Genomic DNA, 16729 nt, shown 5'->3' with positions numbered 1-16729 from the left:
CATCGGAGACGTCCCCATGAGCCTGAACCGCCGCGCGCTGCTCGCGCTGTCGTCCACTGTCTGGCTGCCGGAGCTCGTCCGCGCGCAGGCGGCCTGGCCCTCGCGCCCGCTGCGCATCGTCGTGCCCTTCCCGCCGGCCGGCACCACGGACCTGATGGCGCGCGCGATGGCGCCCGAGTTGCAGAAAGCCTTCGGCCAGCCGGTCATCGTCGAGAACAAGCCCGGCGCGGGCGGCAACACCGGCTCGGCCGACGTGGCGCATGCGACCGACGGCCACTCGCTGGTGATGGGCACGGTGGGCACGCATGCGATCAACCAGTCGCTGTATCCGAAGATGCCTTTCGACCCGGTCAAGGACTTTGCGCCGATCACCTTGGTGGCGTCCGTGCCCAACGTGCTGGTGATGAATCCGGCGAACGCGCAGAAGTACGGCATCAACAGCGTGGCGGACCTGGCGCGCGTCGCCAAGGCCAATCCCGGCAAGCTGAACATGTGCTCCAGCGGCAACGGCACGTCCATCCATCTGGCGGGGGAGCTCTTCAAGAGCCTGACCGGCACCTACATGATCCATTTCCCGTACCGCGGCTCGGGACCGGCGCTGCTGGACCTGATGGGCGGGAACATGGACCTGATGTTCGACAACCTGCCCTCGGCGCTGCCGCACATCAAGTCCGGCAGGCTGAAGGTGATCGCCGTGACGAGCGCGAAGCGCAGCGAGGCGCTGCCTGACCTGCCGACCATCGCCGAGAGCGGCGTGCCGGAGCTGAAGGCCTTCGAGGCCTCGTCGTGGTTCGGGCTGCTGGCGCCGGTCTCGCAGCCGGCCGATCAGGTCGCACGCGTGCAGCGCGAAGTGGCGAAGGCCCTGGCGACGCCGGTGATGAAGGAGCGCATGGCCGCGCAGGGCGCGGTCCCTGGTGGCGGCACGAGCGCCGAGTTCGCCGCGCTCATTGCCCGCGAGACGACCAAGTGGGCCAAGGTGGTCAAGGTCTCCGGCGCGAAGGTCGACTGAGCGCGCCGACTCGATCTCGATCGCGCCTCTCGATCCGAAGCCGGCGCTGCCGGTGCCCCTCAGAGCGAATGCCGAGCGTGAGGAGGCGATTGAGCGGCGAGGGGCACCGGCAGCGCCGGCTGGGCGCAGTCAGAGAACGCGCTCCGGATTCAGAACTTGAAGTCGTAGTCGATGGTGAGCGGCGCGTGGTCGCTGAAGCGCTGGTCCAGGTAGATCGCCTCGCGCGTGGCCAGATGGGCCATGCCGGGCGTGGCCAGGTGGTAGTCCAGACGCCAGCCCACGTTCTTCGCCCAGGCCTGGCCGCGGTTGCTCCACCAGGTGTATTGATCGGGCTTGTCGTTGAGCACGCGGAAGACATCGACGAGGCCGATGTCCTTCTCGAGCAACCGGGTCATCCAGTCGCGCTCCTCGGGCAGGAAGCCGCTGTTCTTCCGGTTGCCCTTCCAGTTCTTCAGGTCGATCTCCTTGTGGGCGATGTTGACGTCGGCCACGAGGATGAACTCGCGCTCCGCGCGCAGGGCCATCAGGTAGGGGTACATCTCCGCCAGGAAGCGGAACTTCGCGGCCTGGCGCTCCTCGCCGCTGGACCCGCTGGGGAAGTAGCAGCTGATGAGGCTGAGCTTGCGTCCCGGCTTGTCGAAGCGCTTCTCGATCCAGCGGCCTTCGTTGTCGAACTCGCTGCTGCCGAAGCCGACGATCACGTCGCTGGGGGTCTCCTTCGTGTAGAGACCGACGCCGGAGTAGCCCTTCTTCTGCGCGTAGTGGAAGTGGCCGGTGAGCGTGTCGTAGCCCGCGAACTGCGACTCGACGACATCGGCCTGCGCCTTGAGTTCCTGGACGCCGACCACGTCGGCCTGCTGCTGCGGCAGCCAGTCGAAGACGCCCTTGGTGGCGGCCGAGCGGATGCCGTTGAGGTTGAGGGTGATGAAGCGCATGGGCGGTGGACGGGTGACCCTGGAAGAGGGCGGCAGTATCGCAAAGCCTCGTTCCGAAGTTGGCAGCAGCGGGGGAGGCGCCTGACCGGTCAGGGGGATGGTGCTGCACCAAGTAGCGCCCGCCCCGTGCGCCGTCCACGCCCATTCGGGCGACACGCGAGCGGGTGCAGTGTTTGGGCAACACAAAACGCACCTTCATGGTGCGTGGGGTGACGGCTTTATGACGAACTTGCTAGATTCGCGTCCACCGCGCCAACCGGCGCCCACATTTTTGCCGTCTGTGAACCCGGTTTACCTATCGGTGTCCCGGTCGGCCTCCCCCGGTTTTCCATCCTTCCCCCGGAGTCCATCCATGAATCGATTCGCCACCCAGCGCGCAGCCGTTCCGGCCCTGCGCGAGGCCGCCGCAGCCGTGTCGCTGGCCCTGCTCGCCTGGCCCGCGCTGGCGCAGGACGCGCAGACTGACACCGCGGCCAAGGAGAAGGGCCAGCTGGAGACGGTGACCATCACCGCTGAGCGCCGGGTCGAGAACATCAAGGAAGTGCCGAACGCGGTCACCAAGATCTCCGGCGAGAAGCTGGACGTCTTGAACTCCGCCGGCCAGGACGTGCGTTTCCTGTCGGGCCGCGTGCCCAGCCTGAACATCGAATCGTCGTTCGGCCGCGCTTTCCCCCGCTTCTACATCCGCGGCTACGGCAACACCGACTTCCGCCTGAACGCGTCGCAGCCGGTCTCGCTGGTGTATGACGACGTGGTCCAGGAGAACCCGATCCTGAAGGGCTTCCCGGCCTTCGACCTGGCCGCCGTCGAAGTGGTGGCGGGCCCGCAGGGCACGCTCTATGGCCGCAACACGCCGGCCGGCGTCGTGAAGTTCGATTCGGTGAAACCGTCGCAGCGCCAGGAAGGCTACCTGAACGTCTCGTACGGCAACTACGGCACCATGAACCTGGAAGGCGCCGCCAACGTGCCGCTGACCGGCGACTGGGCGGCCCGTATCTCCGCGCAGATCCAGCATCGCGACGACTGGGTCAAGAACCAGGTGCCCACCGGCAAGACCGGCGAGCTCGAGGGCTACGACGACCGTGCCCTGCGCCTGCAGGCGCTGTATCAGCCGCACAAGGATTTCAGCGCGCTGTTCAACTTCCACGGCCGCGACCTGAAGGGCAGCGCGCGCGTGTTCCGCTCGTCGATCATCAAGACCGGCACCAACGACCTGGTCGACGGCTTCGATCCCGAGAAGGCCTACACCGACGGCGTGAACGAGCAGACCCTGCACGCCACCGGCGGCAGCGCGCGCCTGCGCTGGGGCCTGGGCGCGATCAACCTGTACTCGATCACCGGCTACGAGTCGGTGCGCCCCTTCAGCCGCGGTGACGTGGACGGCGGCTTCGTGTACTTCGGCCCCAAGCCGTACACGCAGGAAGGACAGGCGACCTTCCCGGCTGAATCGTCGAGTTCGATGAGCGGCCATCGCCAGATCACGCAGGAGTTCCGCGTCGAGTCCGCCGCGGCCGGCCCGCTGCGTTGGCAAGGCGGTCTGTACTTCTTCGACGAGCGCTATACCGCGCGCAGCACCGACTACACGACCGCGACCGGCGTGGCCGCCGGCTACGTCGACACGTACCAGAAGAACACCGCGTGGGCGGCCTTCGGCTCGGTGAACTACGCAGTCACGCAGGACTTCCAGCTGCGTGGCGGCCTGCGCTTCACGCACGACAAGAAGGACGTGAAGGTCACCAGCGACTACACCGACCTGAACACCTCCACCGGTGTCACCGCCAACACCGGCGACTCCAAGTGGAACTGGGACGTGTCCGGCACCTACAAGGTCACGAAGGACACCAACCTGTATGCGCGCGTGGCCACCGGCTTCCGCGCCTCGTCGGTCCAGGGCGCGTCGCGCTTTGCTGGCCAGTCGCAGGCGACGCCGGAGAACGTGACCTCCTACGAGGTGGGCGTGAAGTCGGACTTCTGGGATCGTCGCGCGCGCCTGTCGGCCAGCGCCTTCACCTACACCGTGAAGGACCTGCAGTTGACCGCCGTCGGCGGCCAGAACAACGCGAACCGCCTGCTGAATGCCAAGAAGGCTGAAGGCAATGGCGTGGAGCTGAACCTGGAAGTCCTGCCGGTCGATCAACTGCTGATCACCCTGGGCGGCAGCCTGAACAACACCAAGATCCGCGACAACACGCTGTCGCTGCCGGCTTGCGGCGGCGGTTGCACGATGACGGATCCGCTGGTGGCCGGCTCGACGACCAACTACAGCATCGACGGCAATCCGCTGCCGAACGCGCCGAAGTGGGTGGCCAACCTGACCGCGCGCTACTCGATCCCGACCGCGGCCGGCAACGAGTTCTACATCTACACCGACTGGGCCTACCGCTCGAAGGTCAACTTCTTCCTGTACGAGGCCAAGGAGTTCACCGGCAAGTCGCTGACCGAAGGCGGCCTGCGCGTGGGCTACATCTGGAGCAACGGCAAGTATGAAGTCGCCGGCTTCGTCCGCAACATCACGGACCAGATCCGTGTGACCGGTGCGATCGACTTCAACAACAACACCGGCTTCATCAACGACCCGCGTACCTACGGCGTCCAGTTCAAGGCGATCTTCTGATCGCGGACGGACCCTGGTGACCGACGAGGCCCGCTTTCGAGCGGGCCTTTTTTCTGGGCGCCGTTCAGCTCAGGCCCAGTTCAGGCGATCGGCAAGGCGCTCAACGCGCGACTCAGTTCGTCGTGCAGCGCACGCACCGGCGCGACCTCGGGATGTTCCGCCGCCGTGCCCGATTCAGCGATGAAGCGGCAGGCGGCGAAGTCCCGCGAGCGTTGGTCGTACGCGGCGGTCCACGCCTGGCGGTCCGCGAGCCGCGCCGGATTGATGGGCCAGGTGCCCGGCCGGGGCGTCATGTGACGGGCGATGCCCATGCGCCAGGGCTTGCCGGTCAGGCGCGCACGGAAGCAGCGCTGCGCGAGGGACATGCGCTGGTACAGCCGGTCCGCGCCCGCCGCGGTCATCGCTGCCTGGGCCAGCGGATCCGCCGGATCGAACGGCTGGTGCGTGACCAGCAGACGGAATCCCGCAGGCGTCTCATACAGCCGGATCCGCCAATCGGCATGCGCGGCGATGAAGGCGTCGACGCGCTGGCGGGTCATCAGCGCCGGTGTGCGGTCGTAGCGCCGGTTCAACCGGTCGATCGAGGATCGGACGAACGCCGCAAGGATCAGCGACACCACCAGGGCGCCGACATGCCATCCCGCGCCACGTCCCCAGACGGCCAGTTGCAAGCCGACAACCACCCCCAGGAAGATGCCACCCGACACCTTGGGCGGCAGCGTCGACGCCGGCACATCGACGTCGATGAACAACGTCGATGGCGTGTTCAGGCAATGCGCGCCGTAGGCGTTGCGCGTGATGACGCTGTCACCGTGCCGGGCGAGGATCTCCTCGCGGATCGGCAGGCCTTCTTCCCCATACGGCGTCTTGCGGTCTCGCGGTTCGACCTTCTCGCCGGCCTGCGCACGGGCCATGGCCTCGGCGGCGCGTTCGTCGGCGTGGCGCTGCGCATCGTCCTGGCTCATGTCCGACCAGCCGAAGCGGCGGATCGTCCGCTGCCTGTCGCCGGCCCGGTGCCGGACACGGCCCTCCGCCCAGAAGGTGGGCACCAGCATGTCGATTCCTCTCTCGTGTTGACGGATGTTGCGAAGGTGTTTCGAGGGGTGTTGCCGAGGGCGGACCATACCGGATTGCGGCGACACTCCGGCGAGGGACCGCCGCTTGCCGCGTCACCCCGCGCCCTACAATTCCGGCCCAATTTCACTGTCACGACTCGACGTCGCGCCGCCATGACCACCGCCGCCAATCGCCAGGATTCCAGCCAGCATGCTCAGGACGCCCTGGCCCAGGAATTCGTCGCCTTCGCCGTCGACACCGGCGTGCTGCGCTTCGGTGAGTTCAAGACCAAGGCGGGTCGTCTCAGCCCGTACTTCTTCAACGCCGGCCTGTTCGACGACGGCCTGAAGATCGGCAGGCTGGCGCAGTTCTACGCGCAGCGGCTGCTGGCCTCGGGCGTCGAGTTCGACATGATCTTCGGCCCCGCCTACAAGGGCATCACGCTGGCCGCGGCCGTCGCGATCGAACTGGCGCGGCTGGGCCACAACAAGCCGTTCGCCTACAACCGCAAGGAAGCGAAGGACCACGGCGAGGGCGGCACGCTGGTCGGCGCCAAGGTCCAGGGTCGCGTGCTGATCATCGACGACGTCATCTCCGCCGGCACGTCGGTGCGCGAATCGATCGCGATGATCCAGGCCGCCGGTGCCACGCCCTGCGGCGTGGCCATCGCGCTGGATCGCCAGGAGAAGGCGGCCGAGAACGGCCAGGATCTGCCCTGGTCGGCGGTACAGTACGTGCGCGACCAGTTGAAGCTGCCGGTCGTCGCCATCGCGGGGCTGTCGGACCTGCTCCAGTATCTGCAGACCACCAGCAGCACCGCCGTGTCCGCCCATGCGACGGCGGTCCATGCCTACAGAGATCGCTACGGAGTCTGATGCGCGCTTCCCTCTCACGCCGTCCGCTGTCCCGATCGATCGCCAGGTCGACGCTGGCCGGTCTGCTGCTGTCGACCGGTACGCTGGCGGGCGTCGCCTGGGCTCAGACGAAGGCGGCGCCGCCGACCAACATCTACACCTGCACGACGCCCGACGGCCGTCGGCTGACCTCCGATCGACCGATTCCGGAATGCCAGTCGCGCGAGCAGCGCGTGCTGAATTCCGATGGCTCGGTCCGCAGGATGCAGCCTCCGGCGATGTCGCCCGAGGAGCAGGCGGCGGCCGATCAGCGCAAGCGCATGGAGGAAGTCCAGCGCGCCGCCCAGCAGGACGCGATCCGGCGTGACCGCAACCTGCTGCAGCGTTACGCCGATCAAGCCTCGCATCAGCGCGCGCGCGAGGCGGCGCTCGACGACATCCGTGAAGCGATGCAGCAGTCCGAGAAGCGCCTGCAGGTGCTCGCGGCCGAGCGCAAGCCCATGCTCGACGACGCCGAGTTCTACAAGGGCAAGCGGATGCCGATGAAGCTGCAGCATCAGCTCGACATGAACGATGCTTCGGCCGCCGCGCAGCGCGAGTCGATCGACAACCAGAAGGCCGAGATCGTGCGCGTCAACAAGCTCTATGACGAGGAGCTGGGGCGCTTGAAACGGCTGTGGGCCGGTGCGGCGCCGGGTTCGCTGGAAAAGCCGTCGACGCCGGCCGCGTCGCAGCCCACGCCGGCGAAGCCGCCGGTGCAGGCCTCCCCGGCCAGCGGGCGCTGACGAGCGCGCCTGGCGGCGCGCCAGTCGGATCGCCCTGGCGTGGTGGCGCTCAGGCGCCGAGTTTCTTCTTCAGCAACTCGTTGACGGTGGCCGGATTGGCCTTGCCCTTGGCCGCCTTCATCGCCTGGCCGACCAGCGCGTTGAACGCCTTCTCCTTCCCGGCACGGAATTCCTCGACCGACTTGGCGTTGGCCGCGAGCACCTCGTCGAGGATGCGCTCGATCTCGCCGGTGTCGTTGGACTGCTTCAGGTCCTTCGCGTCGATGATCGCGTCGACATCGGCGCCCTCGCCGGTCCACAGCGCCTCGAACACCTGCTTGGCGGAGTTGTTGTTGATCGTGCCGTCGTGGATGCGCTTGATCAGCGCGCCCAGTTGCGCCGGCGTCACCGGCGCGCTGTCGATGCTGCGTTCCTCGCTGTTGAGCCGGCGCGAGACCTCGCCCATCACCCAGTTCGCGACCAGCTTGGGCGCACCGCACAGGTCGCGCGCGGCTTCGTAGAAGCGCGCCGTCGCCAGGCTTTGCGTCATCATCGTCGCGTCGTAGGCGGGCAGGCCGTCGGCCTCCTGGAAGCGCGCGGCCATCACGGTCGGCAGCTCGGGCATCTCGCCGCGCACGCGATCGACCCACTCGGCCGAGATCATCAGCGGCGGCAGGTCCGGATCGGGGAAGTAGCGGTAGTCGGCCGCGTCTTCCTTCGTGCGCATCGAGCGGGTCTCGCCGGTGTCCGGGTTGTAGAGCACCGTCGCCTGCTGGATTTCCAGGCCGTCCTCGATCTGGTCGATCTGCCAGTTGACCTCGTAGTTCACCGCGTCCACCAGGTAGCGGAAGCTGTTGAGGTTCTTGATCTCGCGGCGCGTGCCGAAGGGCGCGCCGGGCTTGCGCACCGAGACGTTGACGTCGCAGCGGAAAGAGCCCTCCTGCATGTTGCCGTCGCAGATGCCCAGCCACATCACCAGCGCATGCAGCGTCTTCGCGTACTCGACGGCCTCCGCGCCGGAGCGCATCTCGGGCTCCGAGACGATCTCCAGCAGCGGCGTGCCGGCGCGGTTCAGGTCGATGCCCGACTGGCCGTGGTAGTCCTCGTGCAGGCTCTTGCCGGCGTCCTCTTCCAGATGCGCGCGGGTGAGCTTCACGACCTTCTTCTCGTCGCCGACGAAGAACTCGATGTGACCGCCCTGCACGACCGGGATCTCGTACTGGCTGATCTGGTAGCCCTTGGGCAGGTCCGGATAGAAGTAGTTCTTGCGCGCGAAGATCGACAGCGGCGCGACCTTCGCGCCGACCGACAGGCCGAAGCGGATGGCGCGCTCGACGGCGCCGCGGTTCAGCACCGGCAGCGTGCCGGGCAGCGCCAGGTCGACCGCGCTGGCCTGCGTGTTGGGCGCCGCGCCGAAGGCGGTCGACGAGCCGCTGAAGATCTTCGATTCGGTCGAGAGTTGGACGTGGTTCTCCAGGCCGATGACGACCTCGTAGCCCCGCACCAGTTGACTGTTCTTGCTCATGACGTTCACACCCCTGCCGGACGCTGGCGGTGCCAGTCGGTGGCCTGCTGCAGCGCATGCGCGGCGTGCAGCAGCGTGCCTTCCTTGAAGTAGTTGCCCAGCAGCTGCAGGCCCACCGGCATGCCGCCGTCGCCCAGGCCCACCGGCACGCTCATGCCGGGCAGGCCGGCCAGCGAGCCGGGCAGCGTGAAGATGTCGGCGAGGTAGGCCTTCACCGGATCGTCCGCGCCCTCGCCCTGCTTCCACGCGACCGTCGGCGCCACCGGGCCGGCGATCAGGTCGCAGTGCCGGAAGGCCTGCTGGAAGTCGTCCGCGATCATGCGGCGCAGCTTCTGCGCCTGCAGGTAGTAGGCGTCGTAGTAGCCGTGCGACAGCACGTAGCTGCCGATCATGATCCGGCGCTTGACCTCGGCGCCGAAGCCTTCGGCGCGGGTCTTCTCGTACATGTCGATCAGGTTGCCGTAGTCCTTGGCGCGGTGCCCGAACTTCACGCCGTCGAAGCGCGACAGGTTCGAGCTCGCCTCGGCCGGGGCGATGATGTAGTAGACCGGGATCGCGAGTTCTGTGCGCGGCAGCGACACGTCCACCAGCGTCGCGCCGAGCTTCTCCAGTTCCGCCAGACCGGCGCGCACGGCACCGTCCACGTCGGCGGACAGCGCGGCCGGGAAGAACTCCTTCGGCAGGCCGATGCGCAGCCCCTTCAGCGGCTGTGCGGCGGTCGCGCCGTCACGGGCGGTCAGCATCTGCGCGCTGAAGTCCTGCGGCGGCTGCTGGACGCTGGTGGCGTCGCGTTCGTCGAAGCCGCTCATCGTCGACAGCAGCAGCGCGCAGTCCTCGGCCGAGCGGGCGAACACGCCGGCCTGGTCCAGGCTGGACGCGAACGCGATCATCCCGTAGCGCGAGCACACGCCGTAGGTCGGCTTGATGCCGGTGATGCCGGAGAAGCTGGCCGGCTGGCGGATCGAACCGCCGGTGTCGGTGCCGGTCGTCGCGGGGACGAGGCCCGCGGCCACGGCCACGGCCGAGCCGCCCGAGGAGCCGCCTGGCACGCGCGTGCGGTCCCAGGGGTTCAGCGCCTTGAAGTAGGCGCTGTTCTCGTTGGCCGAGCCCATCGCGAACTCGTCGCAGTTCAGCTTGCCCAGCGAGACCGTGCCGGCGGCGTTCAGGCGCTCGATGACGGTGGCGTCGAAGGGGCTGAGGTAACCCTCGAGCATCTTCGAGCCGGCCGTGGTCGGCATGTCGCGGGTGACGAAGATGTCCTTGTGCGCGAGCGGCACGCCGATCAGCGCGCCGGCTTCGCCGGTCGCGAGGCGCGTGTCCGCGTCCTTCGCCCGGGCGAGCGCGTAGGCCTCGTCGATGTGCAGGAAGGCGCCGAGATCCTTCGCCGCGGCAACACGCGCAAGCAGATGTTGCGTCAGTTCGGTGCTGGAGACCGTCTTGGCGCGCAAGGCGCGGCCGAGCTCGGCCACGCCGAGGTGGTGGAGGGGCGGGGTCATTCGATGACTTTCGGGACCAGGAACAGGCCGTCCTCGACGGCGGGGGCGCTGCGCTGGTTGAGCTCGCGCTGGTCGGATTCGGTGACGCGGTCCTCGCGCAGCCGCAGGGCGACCTCCTGGACCGCTGACAGCGGCGTGTAGAGGGGGTCGACGCCGCTGGTGTCGACCGCGCTCATCTGCTCGACGATCGAGAAGAAGCCGTTGAGCTGCGGCAGCAGCGCGGCCTGCTCGTCGCCGGAAAGTTCAAGCCGGGCCAGTTTGGCGATCCGGCTGACGTCGTCGTGGGTGAGTGCCATGGGTATTGAAACGCTTACGGATGGCTTGCAGACGGGCCAAACCAGGGGGTGATCAGTTATTATCCCCGCTTATCTCCATGAGCCGAGGCTGCCAGCGCAGCCTCGTTCCTTATGGCAAGGAATCTCGCTCGCGCGGACGCCGCCGGTCCGCGCGTTTACCCGACCCGAACCGCCCCGAATCGCAGCCGCCCGGACAGAACGCAGACGAACGCCGCTTGATGCCGTCGAATGCCGCCGATTGCGTGTAGTTCGACGATGACGGGCGGCTCCAGGTGCCGAAGCGTCTTGTCCAGGTCTTGCCTACACACATGTTCGCCTCCCTGCGCCGCTATTTCTCCACCGACCTCGCCATCGACCTGGGCACCGCCAACACGCTGATCTACGTCCGCGGCAAAGGCGTGGTGCTGGACGAGCCGTCCGTCGTCGCCATCCGCCATGAAGGCGGTCCCAACGGCAAGAAGACGATCCAGGCCGTCGGCCACGAAGCCAAGGCCATGCTGGGCAAGGTGCCCGGCAACATCGAGGCGATCCGCCCGATGAAGGACGGCGTGATCGCCGACTTCGTGGTGACGGAGCAGATGATCAAGCAGTTCATCAAGATGGTGCACGACACCAAGCTGCTGCGTCCGTCGCCCCGCATCATCATCTGCGTCCCCTGCGGCTCCACCCAGGTCGAGAAGCGCGCCATCCGTGACGCCGCGCTGGGCGCGGGCGCCTCGGAGGTCTACCTGATCGAGGAGCCGATGGCGGCTGCGATCGGCGCCGGCCTGCCGGTGTCGGAAGCGTCGGGCTCGATGGTCATCGACATCGGCGGCGGCACGACCGAGGTCGGCGTGATCTCGCTGGGCGGCATGGTCTACAAGGGCTCGGTCCGCGTCGGCGGCGACAAGTTCGACGAAGCCATCATCAACTACATCCGCCGCAACTACGGCATGCTGATCGGCGAGCCGACGGCGGAGTCCATCAAGAAGAACATCGGTTCGGCCTTCCCCGGCTCCGAGGTCAAGGAGATGGAAGTCAAGGGCCGCAACCTCAGCGAAGGCGTGCCGCGCAGCTTCACGATCTCGTCCAACGAGATCCTGGAAGCGCTGACCGACCCGCTGAACCAGATCGTCTCGGCCGTGAAGAACGCGCTGGAACAGACGCCGCCGGAACTGGGCGCCGACATCGCCGAGCGCGGCATGATGCTGACCGGTGGCGGCGCGCTGCTGCGCGACCTGGACCGCCTGCTGGCCGAGGAAACCGGCCTGCCGGTCCTCGTGGCCGAAGACCCGCTGACCTGCGTGGTCCGCGGTTGCGGCATGGCCCTGGAGCGCATGGAACGCCTGGGCTCGATCTTCACGAACGAATAAGTGGATGCGGCCTCAGTCGGCCGCTTTGCGTTGAATCTCCTTCGCTGAGATCTCCATGCCTCTCGGCACCCTCGACCGCAATCCACCGCCGCTGTTCCGCGAAGGCCCGTCCGCGCTGACGAAGCTGGCCTTCTGCGCGGCATTGGCGGTCTTTCTCATGGTGGCGGACTCGCGTTTCCAGGTCACGGCGCCCGCCCGCGCGGGGCTGGCGCTCGCGCTGCATCCGCTGCAACGCGCGCTGCTGGCGCCCGTCGATGCCTGGGAGCAGGCCGGCGACTACGCCCGCGGCATGGAGAAGGCCACCGAGGCCGAGAACCAGGCCCGGCAGCAACTCGCCTCGCAGGCGGTGATCCTGAGCCGTGCCGCGCAGCTGCAGGCCGAGAACACGCGCCTGCGCGCGCTGCTCGACCTGCGCGACGCGCTGCCGGTGAAGGGCCTTGCCGCCGAGGTGCTCTACGAGGCGCCGGACCCGTTCTCGCGCCGCATCATCATCGACCGCGGAGGCCATCGTGGCGTCCGGCTCGGGGCGCCGGTGGTCAACGATGCCGGCGTGCTCGGCCAGGTGACGCGGGTCTATCCGCTGTCCGCCGAGGTGACTCTGCTGACCGACCGCGATGCCACCATCCCCGTGCTCAACACCCGCACCCAGCAGCGCGGCGTCGCCTATGGCGGCGAGCGCGGCGTGATGGAGCTGCGCTTCATCGCCGCCAACGCCGACATCAAGGCCGGCGATGTGTTGTCGACGTCGGGCCTGGACGGCCTCTATCCGCCAGGTCTCCCGGTGGCGAAGGTCGCGGAGGTCGAGCGCCGCGGTGACACCAGCTTCGCGCGCGTCGGTCTGGCGCCGATCGCGCAGCCCGACAGCGCGCGCCACGTGCTGGTGCTGGAGCCGCTGGAAGGGCAGGAGTCCGCGCGCACCGAAGCCGCGCAGGAAGCGGCCAGCGCCGCGAACGCCGCCGCGGTCGAAGCCGCCGGCAGGCCGCCGCGCGGCCGTGCGGCGTCGGCCGCGTCCGCGCCGAAAGGAGGCACCCGATGATCATGCCCCGTGGCGCGAGCCAGCTGCTGCTGCCCGCCAACCCCCTGTTCATCGCCTTCAGCCTGGTCGTCGGCCTGCTGATCGACATGGTCCCCGTCGGCCGGCAACCCTGGATGCCGGACGTGCTCGCGCTGGTGCTGGTGTTCTGGAACGTCCATCAGCCGCGCCGTGTCGGCGTCGGCTGGGCCTTCGTCTTCGGCCTGATGATCGACGTCCACCACGGCGCGCTGCTCGGCCAGCATGCGCTGGCCTACAGCCTGCTCGCCTTCGGCGCGGTCGCGCTGCACCGCCGGCTGCTGTGGTTCACGCTGGGCGCGCAGGCCTTGCACGTGCTGCCGCTGTTCGTGCTGGCGACCGCGATCGCCGTGATCGTCCGGCTGATCGTCGGCGGCATGTGGCCGGGCTGGAGCCTCGTGCTGGCACCGCTGCTGCAGGCGGCACTGTGGCCGATCGCCGCGGCGCTCCTGCTGGCGCCCCAGCGCCGCGCGCCGGATCCCGACGCGCACCGCCCGCTCTGAGCGTGCCGGGAACAGGCCCGCGATGACGGTCATCAAGAACCTCCAGGCGGAGCTGAGCCGCTTCCGGCTGCGGCTGTTCGCCGCGGCCGCGTTCGTGCTGTTCTGCTTCGGCCTGCTGGTCGCGCGTCTCGTCTACCTTCAGATCACGCAGCACGACACGCTGCTCGAGCGTGCCGAGACCAACCGCGTCTCCGTCGTCCCCATCGTGCCGAACCGCGGCCTGATCGTCGACCGGAACGGCGTGGTGCTGGCGAGCAACTACTCGGCCTACACGCTGGAGATCACGCCGTCGAAGGTGCCGGACCTGGAGCGCACGATCGACGCGTTGTCCGCCGTCATCGACATCCAGCAGCGCGACCGCCGGCGGTTCAAGCGGCTGATGGAGGAAAGCAAGAACTTCGAGTCCCTGCCGATCCGCACGAAGCTGACCGACACCGAAGTCGCCCGCTTCGCCGCGCAGCGCTTCCGCTTCCCGGGCGTGGACATCAAGGCGCGGCTGTTCCGCAGCTATCCGCTGGGTGACATCGGCGCGCATCTGCTGGGCTACATCGGCCGCATCAACCAGGCCGAGAAGAAGGCGATGGACGACTGGTCCGAAGAGGACGTCGCCAACTACCGTGGCACGGAGTACATCGGCAAGCTCGGGCTGGAGCAGGCCTATGAGCGCGAACTGCACGGCCAGACAGGCTTCGAGGAGATGGAGACCAGCGCCGGCGGCCGCGCGGTGCGGCGGCTGCGCAACCGCCCGCCGACGCCGGGCAATACGCTGCACCTGTCGATCGACATCAAGCTGCAGGCGTTGGTGGAGCGGCTCTTCGGCGATCGACGCGGCGCGCTCGTGGCCATGGATCCGCGCAACGGCGAGGTGCTGGCCTTCGTCTCGAAGCCGACCTTCGACCCCAACCTCTTCGTCGACGGCATCGACGCGGACAGCTGGCGAGACCTCAACGAGGACATCGACAAACCGCTGCTGAACCGCGCGCTGCGCGGCACCTATCCGCCGGGCTCGACCTTCAAGCCCTACATGGCGATGGCGGCGTTGAACACCGGCAAGCGGGCCGCCAACGTGGTGATCCAGGACAACCTGAACTACAGCTTCGGCGGGCGGGTGTTCGGTAGCGCGACAGGCGACCGGGCCGGGGCCAAGGACATGCGGTTGGCGATCGTGACCTCGTCGAACGTCTACTTCTATTCGCTGGCCAACGAGATGGGCGTGGACATGATCCACGACCAGCTCGAACCCTTCGGCTTCGGCCGCCGGACCGAGATCGACCTGCTCGGTGAGGTCACCGGCATCCTGCCCAGCACCGAGTGGAAGCGCCGCGCCTACAAGCGGCCCGAACAGCAGAAGTGGTACGCCGGCGAGACGATCTCGCTGGGCATCGGCCAGGGCTACAACAACTTCACCATGCTGCAGCTGGCGACGGCCATGTCGACGCTGTCCAGCGGCGGGGAGCGCTACCGGCCCCGGCTGGTGCGGGAGATCGAGGACGTCGTCAAGCACGCGCAGCGGCGCGTCGCGAGCGATGCGCTGGCGCCGCTGGCGCTGCGCCGGGCGGACGTCGACGTGATCCGCAATGCGATGCACGACGTGACGCTGGAAGGCACGTCGCGCGCGGTGTTCGCCGGCGCGCAGTACCAGAGCGCCGGCAAGACCGGGACGGCGCAGGCGGTGGGCCTGCGTGCCGGCCAGACCTACAGCAGCATCAAGGCGGATGAGCGCAAGCGCGACCACTCGCTGTACATCTCGTTCGCGCCTTATCAGGCGCCGACCATTGCGCTGGCACTGATCGTCGAGAACGCGGGCTTCGGTTCCGAGTCCGCCGCGCCGATCGCGCGACGCGTATTCGACTACGTGCTCACCGGGACCTACCCGAGCGAAGAGGACATCGCCAAGGTGCGGGTCGGCCAGGTCGGCGCGCCGATCGGCACGCCGCGCCGCGTCGAGGACATCCCGCTGCCCAACGCTGCGGCCAGCGCGCCGGAGGCGGCCGCGTCGGGCGCGTCCTCGCCCGCGTCGACCCCTTCGCCCACGCCCTCGGCGTCGACAGCGCCACCCGCACGGTCCGCCGCGCCGCGCCCCACCCCGGGAGCCTCACGATGAGCGCCGTCTTCAGCAAACCCAGCCTGCTGCAGCGCGTGAAGCCGCTGTTCCAGGGCTTCGACATCCCGCTGCTGCTCGCGATGGCCTGGCTCATGGGGCTGGGTCTGATGTGCATGTACTCGGCGGGCTACGACCACGGCACCCGTTTCGTCGATCACGCCCGGAACATGGTCCTGGCCATGGGTGTGCTGTTCGTGACCGCGCAGGTGCCGCCGCAGCGGCTCATGCAACTGGCGTTGCCGCTCTATGCGGTCGGCGTGACGCTGCTGGTGGCGGTGGCGCTGTTCGGCATCACGAAGAAGGGCGCGACGCGCTGGCTGTATGTCGGCACGCAGATCCAGCCGTCCGAGCTGCTGAAGATCGCCGTGCCGCTGATGCTGGCGTGGTGGTTCCAGAAGCGCGAAGGTCAATTGCGGCTGCCGGACTTCATTGCGGCCTTCATCCTGCTCGTCGTGCCGGTCGGGCTGATCGCGAAGCAGCCGGACCTCGGCACCTCGCTGCTGGTGCTGGGCGCGGGCCTGTACGTGATCTTCTTCGCCGGTCTGTCCTGGAAGCTGATCATCCCGGCGCTGGTGCTGGCCGGCGCGGGCATCACGGCGCTGGTCTTCAGCGAGGACCAGATCTGCCAGCCCGACGTGAAATGGATCGTGCTGAAGGACTACCAGAAGGATCGCGTCTGCACCTTGCTGGACCCGACGAAGGATCCGCTGGGCAAGGGCTTCCACATCATCCAGGGCGAGATCGCGATCGGCTCGGGTGGCGTGACCGGCAAGGGCTTCATGAAGGGCACGCAGACGCACCTGGAGTTCATTCCGGAGCGGACGACCGACTTCATCTTCGCGGCCTACGGCGAGGAGTTCGGACTGATCGGGGCGGCGGGGCTGCTGATCGGCTTCACCGCGCTGATCCTGCGCGGGCTCGCGATCGCGCACGAGGCGCCGACCTTGTTCTCGAGATTGCTCGCGGGGGCCATCACGCTGAGCTTCTTCACCTACGTGTTCGTGAACATGGGGATGGTGACCGGCATCCTGCCCGTGGTGGGGGTGCCGTTGCCGTTCATCTCGTACGGGGGGACGGCGATGGTGACGCTGGGCCTGTCGCTCGGGATGCTGATGTCGATCGCCAAGAGCCGGGGTGGGACGCAGCGCTGATCAGGCGGCGGCGCCCCTT

14 protein-coding genes are annotated in these 16729 nt (G+C 68.1%); 9 read left to right on the top strand and 5 right to left on the bottom strand.

Going from position 1 to position 16729, the window contains the following annotated elements; genetic code table 11:
* The first annotated feature begins 16 nt into the window (after positions 1–16).
* Positions 17–1009 (top strand): Bug family tripartite tricarboxylate transporter substrate binding protein, encoded by a 993-nt coding sequence (locus AC07OZ_RS08640; RefSeq protein ID WP_495466744.1) that lies wholly within the window; start codon positions 17–19, stop codon positions 1007–1009.
* A 149-nt stretch (positions 1010–1158) separates the two neighbouring features.
* Here AC07OZ_RS08640 and AC07OZ_RS08635 read toward each other — a convergent pair whose 3' ends face one another.
* Entirely contained in the window at positions 1159–1944 is a 786-nt protein-coding gene (locus AC07OZ_RS08635) for an exodeoxyribonuclease III (protein WP_495466743.1), read from the bottom strand.
* 352 nt (positions 1945–2296) lie between these two features.
* On the opposite strand from AC07OZ_RS08635, the gene AC07OZ_RS08630 reads away from it, so the two are divergent.
* The gene (locus AC07OZ_RS08630) at positions 2297–4558 is read left to right on the top strand and encodes a TonB-dependent receptor (RefSeq protein WP_495466742.1); all 2262 of its coding nucleotides are present in this window, start codon (positions 2297–2299) and stop codon (positions 4556–4558) included.
* An 80-nt stretch (positions 4559–4638) separates the two neighbouring features.
* Here AC07OZ_RS08630 and AC07OZ_RS08625 read toward each other — a convergent pair whose 3' ends face one another.
* Positions 4639–5613 (bottom strand): hypothetical protein, encoded by a 975-nt coding sequence (locus AC07OZ_RS08625; protein WP_495466741.1) that lies wholly within the window; start codon positions 5611–5613, stop codon positions 4639–4641.
* Positions 5614–5787: 174 nt separating this feature from the next.
* On the opposite strand from AC07OZ_RS08625, the gene pyrE reads away from it, so the two are divergent.
* Both pyrE and AC07OZ_RS08615 read left to right on the top strand, forming a co-directional pair.
* Positions 5788–6489 carry an orotate phosphoribosyltransferase gene (pyrE, locus tag AC07OZ_RS08620; protein ID WP_495466740.1) on the top strand — a complete coding sequence of 234 codons (702 nt, stop codon included), beginning with the start codon at positions 5788–5790 and terminating at the stop codon, positions 6487–6489.
* The gene (locus AC07OZ_RS08615) at positions 6489–7253 is read left to right on the top strand and encodes a hypothetical protein (protein ID WP_495466739.1); all 765 of its coding nucleotides are present in this window, start codon (positions 6489–6491) and stop codon (positions 7251–7253) included. The genes pyrE and AC07OZ_RS08615 overlap by 1 nt, the downstream gene beginning before the upstream one ends.
* A gap of 49 nt (positions 7254–7302) precedes the next feature.
* On the opposite strand, the gene gatB is transcribed toward AC07OZ_RS08615, so the two are convergent.
* From gatB to gatC, 3 genes are read right to left on the bottom strand one after another with little or no spacing between them, the layout of a single operon-like run.
* Complete coding sequence (gatB, locus tag AC07OZ_RS08610; RefSeq protein ID WP_495136831.1) at positions 7303–8757, bottom strand: Asp-tRNA(Asn)/Glu-tRNA(Gln) amidotransferase subunit GatB; 1455 nt, start codon at positions 8755–8757, stop codon at positions 7303–7305.
* A gap of 5 nt (positions 8758–8762) precedes the next feature.
* Positions 8763–10253 (bottom strand): Asp-tRNA(Asn)/Glu-tRNA(Gln) amidotransferase subunit GatA, encoded by a 1491-nt coding sequence (gatA, locus tag AC07OZ_RS08605; RefSeq protein WP_495466738.1) that lies wholly within the window; start codon positions 10251–10253, stop codon positions 8763–8765.
* Complete coding sequence (gatC, locus tag AC07OZ_RS08600) at positions 10250–10549, bottom strand: Asp-tRNA(Asn)/Glu-tRNA(Gln) amidotransferase subunit GatC (protein ID WP_431049169.1); 300 nt, start codon at positions 10547–10549, stop codon at positions 10250–10252. Before gatC ends, gatA begins: the two co-directional genes overlap by 4 nt.
* Positions 10550–10857: 308 nt before the next feature.
* Between gatC and AC07OZ_RS08595 the strand changes: the two genes are divergently transcribed.
* Genes AC07OZ_RS08595 through rodA form a run of 5 tightly spaced genes read left to right on the top strand, consistent with a single transcriptional unit; the run spans position 10858 to position 16710 of the window.
* Positions 10858–11901 carry a rod shape-determining protein gene (locus AC07OZ_RS08595; protein WP_067280645.1) on the top strand — a complete coding sequence of 348 codons (1044 nt, stop codon included), beginning with the start codon at positions 10858–10860 and terminating at the stop codon, positions 11899–11901.
* A 55-nt stretch (positions 11902–11956) separates the two neighbouring features.
* On the top strand, positions 11957–12937 hold the full coding sequence (mreC, locus tag AC07OZ_RS08590; protein WP_495466737.1) for a rod shape-determining protein MreC: 981 nt from the start codon (positions 11957–11959) through the stop codon (positions 12935–12937).
* The gene (gene mreD, locus AC07OZ_RS08585) at positions 12934–13455 is read left to right on the top strand and encodes a rod shape-determining protein MreD (protein WP_495466736.1); all 522 of its coding nucleotides are present in this window, start codon (positions 12934–12936) and stop codon (positions 13453–13455) included. The genes mreC and mreD overlap by 4 nt, the downstream gene beginning before the upstream one ends.
* 22 nt (positions 13456–13477) lie before the next feature.
* The gene (mrdA, locus tag AC07OZ_RS08580) at positions 13478–15559 is read left to right on the top strand and encodes a penicillin-binding protein 2 (RefSeq protein ID WP_495466735.1); all 2082 of its coding nucleotides are present in this window, start codon (positions 13478–13480) and stop codon (positions 15557–15559) included.
* A complete protein-coding gene (rodA, locus tag AC07OZ_RS08575; protein ID WP_495466734.1) occupies positions 15556–16710 on the top strand; it encodes a rod shape-determining protein RodA in 1155 nt (384 codons plus the stop codon). Before mrdA ends, rodA begins: the two co-directional genes overlap by 4 nt.
* Positions 16711–16729 lie beyond the last annotated feature (19 nt).

The sequence above is a fragment of the Roseateles sp. GW821-FHT09G03 genome (assembly GCF_059416045.1).
The sequence above is the reverse complement of the archived record's forward strand: the minus strand, read 5'-3'. Positions and strand labels throughout refer to the sequence as shown.

Excerpts from the sequence above, each read along its gene's own strand:
- AC07OZ_RS08635 (WP_495466743.1), bottom strand. The coding sequence starts at position 1,944 with ATGCGCTTCATCACCCTCAACCTCAACGGCATCCGCTCGGCCGCCACC.
- gatA (WP_495466738.1), bottom strand. The coding sequence starts at position 10,253 with ATGACCCCGCCCCTCCACCACCTCGGCGTGGCCGAGCTCGGCCGCGCC.
- pyrE (WP_495466740.1), top strand. The coding sequence starts at position 5,788 with ATGACCACCGCCGCCAATCGCCAGGATTCCAGCCAGCATGCTCAGGAC.
- AC07OZ_RS08595 (WP_067280645.1), top strand. The coding sequence starts at position 10,858 with ATGTTCGCCTCCCTGCGCCGCTATTTCTCCACCGACCTCGCCATCGAC.
- AC07OZ_RS08615 (WP_495466739.1), top strand. The coding sequence starts at position 6,489 with ATGCGCGCTTCCCTCTCACGCCGTCCGCTGTCCCGATCGATCGCCAGG.
- AC07OZ_RS08630 (WP_495466742.1), top strand. The coding sequence starts at position 2,297 with ATGAATCGATTCGCCACCCAGCGCGCAGCCGTTCCGGCCCTGCGCGAG.
- gatB (WP_495136831.1), bottom strand. The coding sequence starts at position 8,757 with ATGAGCAAGAACAGTCAACTGGTGCGGGGCTACGAGGTCGTCATCGGC.
- mreD (WP_495466736.1), top strand. The coding sequence starts at position 12,934 with ATGATCATGCCCCGTGGCGCGAGCCAGCTGCTGCTGCCCGCCAACCCC.
- AC07OZ_RS08625 (WP_495466741.1), bottom strand. The coding sequence starts at position 5,613 with ATGCTGGTGCCCACCTTCTGGGCGGAGGGCCGTGTCCGGCACCGGGCC.
- mrdA (WP_495466735.1), top strand. The coding sequence starts at position 13,478 with ATGACGGTCATCAAGAACCTCCAGGCGGAGCTGAGCCGCTTCCGGCTG.
- rodA (WP_495466734.1), top strand. The coding sequence starts at position 15,556 with ATGAGCGCCGTCTTCAGCAAACCCAGCCTGCTGCAGCGCGTGAAGCCG.
- AC07OZ_RS08640 (WP_495466744.1), top strand. The coding sequence starts at position 17 with ATGAGCCTGAACCGCCGCGCGCTGCTCGCGCTGTCGTCCACTGTCTGG.
- gatC (WP_431049169.1), bottom strand. The coding sequence starts at position 10,549 with ATGGCACTCACCCACGACGACGTCAGCCGGATCGCCAAACTGGCCCGG.
- mreC (WP_495466737.1), top strand. The coding sequence starts at position 11,957 with ATGCCTCTCGGCACCCTCGACCGCAATCCACCGCCGCTGTTCCGCGAA.